Below are 8002 nucleotides of genomic sequence, written 5' to 3'. Positions count from 1 at the left end.
GTTTTGATTGGTACAATTTTTTGGCGCTTGAGCTATTCAGAAATGGCATACGTCCCACAAACAAAGCCGCATGCACAGTGATGCTTGCACGCAAATATTTGGATAGCCCGAAAAACAACTTGAACATTATAGCCGAAACATACAATATCCCGCTCCTGAAGCATCATACCGCAGACGCGGATGCCATTTGCGCAAATGAAATTCTCCAGCTCATCCTAAAAAAAGCGAACTAACGTCTGGAACTTTTTCTTTGTCCCATTTGTTAATTCGCTTTCTATTTTCAAATGACCCCTTGCTTTGCATGCTCAAATATCGTGCTCTTAATATGATTGGCGGAAATGTAGCCGAACACCGTTGTCGGTCCAAGTGTCGAGCCTGGTCCCGGGTAGACTTTGCCCATGACGGAGGCCGAGCAGTTGCCCGTTGCATACAGTCCAGCGATAGGCTTTCCGTCACGCAATGCTTGCCCGTGCTCGTCTGCCACGATGCCTCCTTTTGTCCCAAGATCGCCCGGGAATACTTTTACCGCATAGTAAGGCGGCTTATTTATATGACCGAGGTTCGGATTCTTGTATGCCGGGTCGCCGTAGTAATTGTCATATGCCGAATCGCCTCGCTTATAGTCCCCGTCCTTGCCATTGTCGACAAATTCGTTGAAGCGGCCGATTGTTGCACGCAAGCCTTCCACATTAATACCACAAATTTTCGCCAAGTCGTCAATCGTATCCGCGCGCTTCAGCCAGCCGGACTTCAGCAGCTTTTTCGGTACCATGCGCGGCATCATCGAACCGAATAAATAGCGGTTCCGGTGGCGGCTTTCCATAATCATCCAAGAAGGAATGGCCTTGCCTGTCTCCTCCTGCTTGTCTAGCATCGCACGCCCCGCATCGACATACGATTCCGCCTCGTTGAAATAGCGTTTCCCTTCCTGGTCGACGATAATCGTATGCGGCAATGAACGCTCATAAACAAGGAAGCTTGGTGAACCGTCGTCATTGATCGCACTCGGACCCCACCAAGCCTCGTCCAAAAGCGCTGTATCCAAGCCGTGCCTTTGCGCGATGAGCAGCATATCCCCTTGGTTTCCTTTACTTGCAGACGACCATTCCGGACCGATATTATGGTACTTGCGCCGCAGCTCCTCATTATGGTCAAAGCCGCCGCCCGCCAAAATGACCGCCTTCGTTTCAATGAAATGCGGTGCGCCGTTTTGTTCGATTTCGATGCCGATCAATGCGTCATTTTCTATAATCAAATCTTTTAGCGGTGCATTCAGCCGGATTTTCACACCTAGCGATAACGCAATTTTCAGCAGACGGGATACGAGCCCTTGTCCAATCGACGTTGCATGTTTGCCTTGCAATTTGTATTTAATGCCGCTAAACAGCATGCCCGAAACATTCGTGAAATCTTTCATGCTCGTAAATGTGCGCGGCACCGAGTAAACGCGCCCTGAATAGAGCGGGAAAGGCATCTCCATTAAACCTTTGCGCAATAGACCCTCATATTCGCCCAATTCCCTTAAATCGAAAACTTCCCCTTCAATTGAGCGGCCGATTTTACCCCCTGGACGTTCTGGATAGTAATCCGGATAGTGCGGTGCCGCCACCCACTTCATCCCCAAGTCCTCAAGGAAGCTCACCATTTTTGAACCGTTTTGGATATATGCCACTTTGCGCTCGCGTGTCGAGGCGGGCCCTTTATCCTCGATCACTTCCTCCATATACGTCAATGCCTCTTCCTCGCTGTCCTCTAAGCCCGCCAGTTTCGAGACATGGTTGTTCGGAATCCAAAGCCCGCCCCCCGACAAGGCAGATGAACCGCCGAACACTTCCGTTTTTTCCACAAGCAATACTCGCTGTCCATTATGTGCCGCAGTTATGGCCGCGACCAAACCACCAGCCCCGCTCCCAACGACTACAACTTCCCACTGCTCTTGCCATTCCATACAAACCCCTCCGTTATTCGTTTTGGCTATCATGCTAAATGACAAAACTAACATGTAATGGTGCGATTTACATATTGTGATCCGCGGCATTGTGGCGCTTAAAATTACCTTGCCTACTTCCTAATTTATTCAACCGATTTCCATAAAAGTAGCGTTTTTTTTAAATAAATTGATATAGGTTCCGTTTTTGAGCAATCCTTGCATTGACATGAAGACATATGCCGGACACGTTGTCAGCAAGGCAATTGCAAGAACAGCACGAAGCAATTTCCGGCATATAAAAAACGAGACTGTAAGGCAATATCACCCTGCAGTCTCGTTCATTTACACTTACATCTTATTTATCCGATCATTTTGCCGCTAATAAACGCCTCCGGATATTAGAGGTATTCCCCTGCGAAAAATAATCAAATACTATACGATTTGCCGCCTCTTTTATTTAAAATTAGCTATTCGGTCTTCATTTCATATACAATTCAACCAATTCATAGCATCTTTCCTTCGTTAACTGTGCTTGTATGCTAACATACTGCAGATTTTCCATTGAACCACCTTCAAATTCCAAGGCTGCTTCTGCCGCTTTTTCATCACGATGTTCTAGCCAGTCTCGCTGCTCTTCCCGCAATTTATTCATGTCGTTCGATGAAAGCTGTTTTTTCAGCTCTGCATAAATTTCGTTCAATGCTTTATCCCATCTTGCAAATACTTCACCCTGTGCTTCTGTTAGCTCAATTTGTGTACCGTGTTCAAAGACTTGGTCAAATTCTTCCAACCCTTTTTCAACATCGTTCAATTTTGCAAGATACCTTTCCTTCAAGCCGGCAGACGGTTCTTCGGACGGCGTAATTTCCGCATTGTCTTTTAACGGTTCCTCCGTTCCGGCAGCACAACCTGCCAAAAGCAGAATAGCGGCAAACATGGTCAGTATTTTTTTCATTTTCATATCCTTCTCTCTTTTAAAAGATAGTATTCAAAGGCAATTGGATACATATTTCGCTGCCTGCCTTTTTATATTAAAGCATGAAATTATCATCGCAAAAGGAACAGACATCATTCAAAAAGGAGAGCGCTGAAAATGTGGATGATTAATTCGAAACGCCAATTAGATGATTAATTAAAAAGCATGCAGCCGATTTAAGATTAAACGGCTATAAGCTTTTGCCAATGTGTTTACAGTCGCAGAACATTTTTGATTATGACGTTACTATGCGGAATGCTTGGTATACTCACCTTGCTGTAGCTTAAATCCTGCTCCGGCACATCGTAGGCTATTTTATTTACAAGAAAATCAAGACCCACTTTCATCACTTCAATTGTGACCCACTCACCGGCACAGCGGTGGCCTAAATAGTAATCCCCGCCGCCTTGCGGAATAAAACTGAAAGGGCTGCCATCCCATTCAGCAAAACGATCGGGCCGGAACACATCGGGATTTCCCCAAATATCAGGATCATGATTTGTGCCATAAAGGTCCAGCAATGTTAATGTTCCTTTTTCAAATGTATAGTCTTTCCAAATGAAATCTTCTTTCACTTGTGCGGCGGCAAATGGAAAGAAAGGATAAAAACGGCGCACCTCCTGTACAAACATCTGTGCATTTTTTTCATCGCCGGATTTGAGTTTCTCCCGCTCTTCCGGATAATGATGCACGGCCAACGCAGTAAAGTTGATAAAGACTGCAATTGCCACAATGGGCCTCAAAATATTGATCACTTCCACAGAAGCGGTTTTTGCATCAAGAAGTTCCCCGTCCAAATCTCGGTGCAAGGCGAATGTGTATAATGCCGTACCCTCTTCGGGATTCAATTTGCCATCTCGCACTTGATCGATGATTTCACCTATCCATTTTTCCACCCGATTCCGCGCATTTCTCCCTGCCCAATGTGATGGTCCGATAGCTGTTGCCGATTCGAACATCGCTCTTAAATCATCCGCCAGCGCTTTCACTTCATTTTCTTTCACCGGTACTCCTGCCCACTCACAAGCGGTATTGCACATGATTTCCTGCGCTTCTTCATAAAGAACCACTTCGTCCATCTGCTGCCATTTATCCACTGCCGCCGCCCAATGCTTTCTTGCTATTTCCTTCAGTTTCCCAAGACGCTCCTCGGTCATAATGGACATAAACATTTCTTTGCGATGTTGATGTGCCTGTCCATCCAATGACTGCACACCATTTTTGCCGAACAATGTTTGCGCAACCCGGTTCGGTGCGACACCTTCCCTTTTGAATTTGTCGTTATCATAAAAAATACCGGCCGCTTCTTTTCCTCCCATGCAAATCGCTTTTTTCCCAAGCAACCGTGTTTCGAATATATTTGAGTTAAAACTTTGGCGTCTATTCAAAATATACAAATATCCTTCCCTCAGAAGGCTTAAGCTGTTGTCGATTCCCTCTTCCCTCGGCACTGAATTTGTCATACCCTTCATCTCCTTTTCCCATGAGTAACATTGTCGGTAACCAATTCCCTGTTTATTCTTCAAAAAAACGTTACTCTGATTCATCGCTTTGACGGATGTACAATTGCCGCATGCTATTTTAGGACAGGCAGTTCTGGACGAGCACCGCTTAGTGACTTTACTACTAATCCGAAAAAATTTGTTTAACAAAGGCGAGATTGTGATAGTTACAGTAGTAAATCTTATTTTTGGGTTTATTAGAAAAACGCATTTTCCGTCAAATAGCGCAAAATGCTGTCTTTTCTTATGTGGACTTCTTTATTTCCTATCCATTAAAAATGCTCATACGCATTTTTAAAATATGGCTGCATTCTACATATAATCGGATTTTTACAATTTTTAAAGGGCGTGGTTCATTGATGTTGGAAATTAGTAAATTTTTTGAATAAGTATATTTGGAGCAATGCATTAGTATTTTTATTTTTGGCGGTCGGGGTTATTTTTACGTTCCGCACAAAGTTTGTCCAGATCCGCCGATTTAAAGATATGATTATGCTGCTGTTCGAGAAAAATTACGATAATGCCGGAATCTCATCGTTCCAGGCATTGGCTATGTCGCTCGGAAGCCGTATCGGTACAGGGAATATCATCGGTGTGGCGACAGCGATCAGCTTAGGCGGGCCCGGCGCAGTATTTTGGATGTGGGTAATGGGCTTTCTTGGGGCTGCCACTTCTTTTATTGAAATTACGCTTTCGCAAATTTACAAAAGTAAAATTGAAGGCGAATACCGCGGCGGAACACCTTTCTATATTTATAAAGGGTTGAATTTAAAGTGGTTTTCGGTCATTTCCGCAATTATATTAATAGTGGTCATCGGGATTCTGTGGCCAACTGTCCAGGCAAATACCATCGCTTTGACAGTCCAGGAATCATTCAATGTGCCGCTTGTCGTGACGGGGATTTTGCTGGCGTCATTAATGGCCGGCATCATCTACGGAGGCGTGAAGCGAATCGCCACTGTTTCCGAGTATTTAGTACCTTTCATGGCACTTGCGTATGTAGCAATCTGCATTGTCTTGCTTGCGGTCAATATTTCCGAAGTTCCCGCCATGTTTTCGCTCATCGTGTCAAGCGCGCTTAATTTGAATGCCACATTTGCCGGCCTATTCGGGACAGCGATTGCGATGGGTGTCCAGCGTGGTGTATTCTCAAGTGCCGCCGGATTGGGTACGGAAACGTTTGAGTCTGGTGCGACAAGCGTTTCGCACCCCGCCAAACAAGGCCTCGTGCAGGCGTTCTCGATTTATATCGATACATTTTTGATCTGTACAGCGACTGCTTTCATGATTTTAATTACCGGCATGTACAATGTTGCGCCAAATACCGGAGATGCGATCATCAACAACCTTCCCGGCGCAAACCCGGAGCTTTATACGCAGTCCGCCATGAGCACACTCATCTCACCTGCATTCGGTCAGTATTTTATGACGGTTTCGTTATTCCTGTTCTGTTTTACTACGCTAATTACGTATTTCTACAAAATGGATACGAATATCGCCTTCATAAAAGAAATGCTGAATATCGAAAAATCAAGCGGAATCATAAAGCATGCAGCCCGCTTCGGCCTTCTCGGCATGGTCATTTTCGGTGCGGTCAATCCAGCGGCGCTCATATGGGCCATCACGGATTTAGGTGTCGGTCTGCTCGGCTGGGTCAATGTCATTACAATTTTGCTGCTTTCCAAAACCGCATTAGTAGCGCTCAGCGATTATGATTCTCAAAAGCGCATCGGTCTCAATCCGACATTCAATCCGGTCCAGCTTGGCATTAAAAACGCGGACTTTTGGGAGAATGAGGCGACGAAAACTGCTAAAACTCCTTCTACAGGGAAAACTGCTGCTGCGGCCAGAAATAAACAAGAGCGCTTGCTACCGTATCACGAGTCCGTTTCCAAATAAACTGATGGTTATCCATCCCCCAATATTGCAGCAGCAGAAATTTCTTAAGTGCCCTAAAATACAAAACGAAAAACATCAATTTGAGGAGTTGATGTTTTTCCGTTACTTATCGCTAAATTGATTTAAGTTATGGCTATGAATTCGATGATATCTTTGGCTTATTATATTGAGAGCTTGATTACTCAATTAAATCGCTCCTTTATTAGCCACACTATGCTTATAAATGAAATGAAAAACCAAACCAAAGCTATCTTCAGTTCAAAAAATAAACTTATTGCTACAGGTATACACAAAAGATAAGACTTATATTTTCCTAAACCATTCCATAGGCGGCTTTCATTTTCCCATATAATATTCGGCTTTCTATAATCTGCATACAATCGTATGAATGCACTAGCCAGTAAAACAATTTATCGAGGATTGCCGATTTTATCTAAAAGATGCCCTTTTAATATGGAGCATGTTTGAATATATCCATTTGAATGAACTTTACACAGGATGAAACCATTTACTCCTTTCCGCCGTAAATTATATGAATGGCCCTATTTTTAATGCATCATGGAGGTGGCAGGATGAGAAATATATCTTCGTATAGTATGCTGTTCGGGATTTTAATCGTCGCTTTTAGCGGCAATTGGATTATTCACAGCTATGATTCGGTAACCGTCTATCCGAAAGCATCGTATAGTATGTTCGGGATTGGGTTGGTTGTTGTCATCTGCGCCTATATGATGAATAGATTATCTGTTTACCACGAAGATGATTATGTACATAAAAAGGATAATCGGGATGCCTTGAATAAGTGGCTTATGGATGACCTTCCATTTAGCAGATGGTTTATTGCAATAATTATTCTTCCTTTAGCAATAGCACCCTTTTATAGCTGGACTTTGCTTTTTAGGCTCTTTTCTGTTTACTTATTTTCGGGAGTTGTTTTGGCAGGTTTTGTGTACTTATTGAAAGGGGACAGAGTAGAAGAAGAAGAGTTGGATTATGAAGGGAAAGCAAAAAAGTGGCTTGATTTGATTGATTACCGCAAACATCCGTTCAATATCTCACTTTTTATTTATATTCTTGTCATTGCAAGTTTTGTATTGAGTAAGCAGCTGGGGATTCCCCTCTATATGGAGACAGGAGGCAACCCGCGCTATGTCGCTTCACTGCCGTCGATGGCGTTTTTAATGTCAATCCTGATGGTGGTCAGCACGTTTATTTTCATTATTAATCACGGGGATATTTTTGGTTTCCGTAAAGCCGAGCAAAGCAACTACAGGGTGATGTTCATCCATTTTGCGGAAATTATCCAATGCGGGGTTACATTTTTCCTGCTTGTTTTCACAGTGCTGAATGCATTGTATGTGTACTTTTGAATGAAGGGTATGCTGTGGATGATTGTTACTTGGTCATCAATGAACAAGTAAGCAACGGGCTCCATAATGTCCAAATTGAAAAGTATTTACGCCTGCTGCCATTGTTCCACCCTGCTAATTTTGAAAGCTATTTAACAATGCACTGTCTAAAAAAGCGGCAAGTGACTATAAACCGAAGCCGGTTGTGCTTCATTTTGATGAGGGTGAATAGGTTGATGGAAAAGAGAATTTTTGCCGCAAAGTTTTTAGCAGTGAGGTTTAGGTAGTAATACGAAGTTTGATGAAAGACGTGCTAACGTAATTTTTATAATGCTGGATAAATCCT

Annotated in this window: 6 protein-coding genes and 1 pseudogene; 4 read left to right on the top strand and 3 right to left on the bottom strand. The window is 43.5% G+C overall.

Annotated elements, in window-relative coordinates; all coding sequences use genetic code 11:
* The coding region (locus tag ACTHOQ_RS18405) for a PolC-type DNA polymerase III domain-containing protein (protein WP_502229926.1) at positions 1 to 233 on the top strand (233 nt) is incomplete at its 5' end.
* 47 nt (positions 234 to 280) lie between these two features.
* Here the strand turns inward: ACTHOQ_RS18405 and ACTHOQ_RS18400 are convergent.
* From ACTHOQ_RS18400 to cypC, 3 genes are all read right to left on the bottom strand, one after another.
* A complete protein-coding gene (locus ACTHOQ_RS18400; protein WP_440497628.1) occupies positions 281 to 1948 on the bottom strand; it encodes an FAD-dependent oxidoreductase in 1668 nt (555 codons plus the stop codon).
* A 460-nt stretch (positions 1949 to 2408) separates the two neighbouring features.
* Positions 2409 to 2885, bottom strand: a complete 477-nt coding sequence (locus ACTHOQ_RS18395; protein WP_440497627.1) for a lysozyme inhibitor LprI family protein — start codon at positions 2883 to 2885, stop codon at positions 2409 to 2411.
* A 233-nt stretch (positions 2886 to 3118) separates the two neighbouring features.
* Positions 3119 to 4369: a CYP152 family fatty-acid peroxygenase CypC gene (gene cypC / locus ACTHOQ_RS18390; RefSeq protein ID WP_440497625.1), complete on the bottom strand. Its 1251-nt coding sequence runs from the start codon at positions 4367 to 4369 to the stop codon at positions 3119 to 3121.
* Between the two features lie 417 nt (positions 4370 to 4786).
* Here cypC and ACTHOQ_RS18385 point away from each other — a divergent pair.
* The 3 genes and pseudogenes from ACTHOQ_RS18385 to ACTHOQ_RS18375 all read left to right on the top strand — a co-directional run.
* A pseudogene (locus ACTHOQ_RS18385) lies at positions 4787 to 6307 on the top strand (alanine/glycine:cation symporter family protein); the annotation flags it as partial.
* Positions 6308 to 6879: 572 nt separating this feature from the next.
* The gene (locus tag ACTHOQ_RS18380) at positions 6880 to 7677 is read left to right on the top strand and encodes a nucleotidyltransferase (protein ID WP_440497622.1); all 798 of its coding nucleotides are present in this window, start codon (positions 6880 to 6882) and stop codon (positions 7675 to 7677) included.
* Positions 7614 to 7943 (top strand): conserved phage C-terminal domain-containing protein, encoded by a 330-nt coding sequence (locus ACTHOQ_RS18375; protein ID WP_440497621.1) that lies wholly within the window; start codon positions 7614 to 7616, stop codon positions 7941 to 7943. The genes ACTHOQ_RS18380 and ACTHOQ_RS18375 overlap by 64 nt, the downstream gene beginning before the upstream one ends.
* Positions 7944 to 8002: the final 59 nt, after the last annotated feature.

Source organism: Solibacillus silvestris, assembly GCF_051967575.1.
GTDB lineage: Bacteria > Bacillota > Bacilli > Bacillales_A > Planococcaceae > Solibacillus > Solibacillus silvestris_B.
The sequence above is the reverse complement of the archived record's forward strand: the minus strand, read 5'-3'. Positions and strand labels throughout refer to the sequence as shown.

Bases quoted from the DNA above. Each gene is read 5' to 3' on its own strand.
- cypC (WP_440497625.1), bottom strand. From the start codon at position 4,369: ATGACAAATTCAGTGCCGAGGGAAGAGGGAATCGACAACAGCTTAAGC.
- ACTHOQ_RS18395 (WP_440497627.1), bottom strand. From the start codon at position 2,885: ATGAAAAAAATACTGACCATGTTTGCCGCTATTCTGCTTTTGGCAGGT.
- ACTHOQ_RS18375 (WP_440497621.1), top strand. From the start codon at position 7,614: ATGCGGGGTTACATTTTTCCTGCTTGTTTTCACAGTGCTGAATGCATT.
- ACTHOQ_RS18400 (WP_440497628.1), bottom strand. From the start codon at position 1,948: ATGGAATGGCAAGAGCAGTGGGAAGTTGTAGTCGTTGGGAGCGGGGCT.
- ACTHOQ_RS18380 (WP_440497622.1), top strand. From the start codon at position 6,880: ATGAGAAATATATCTTCGTATAGTATGCTGTTCGGGATTTTAATCGTC.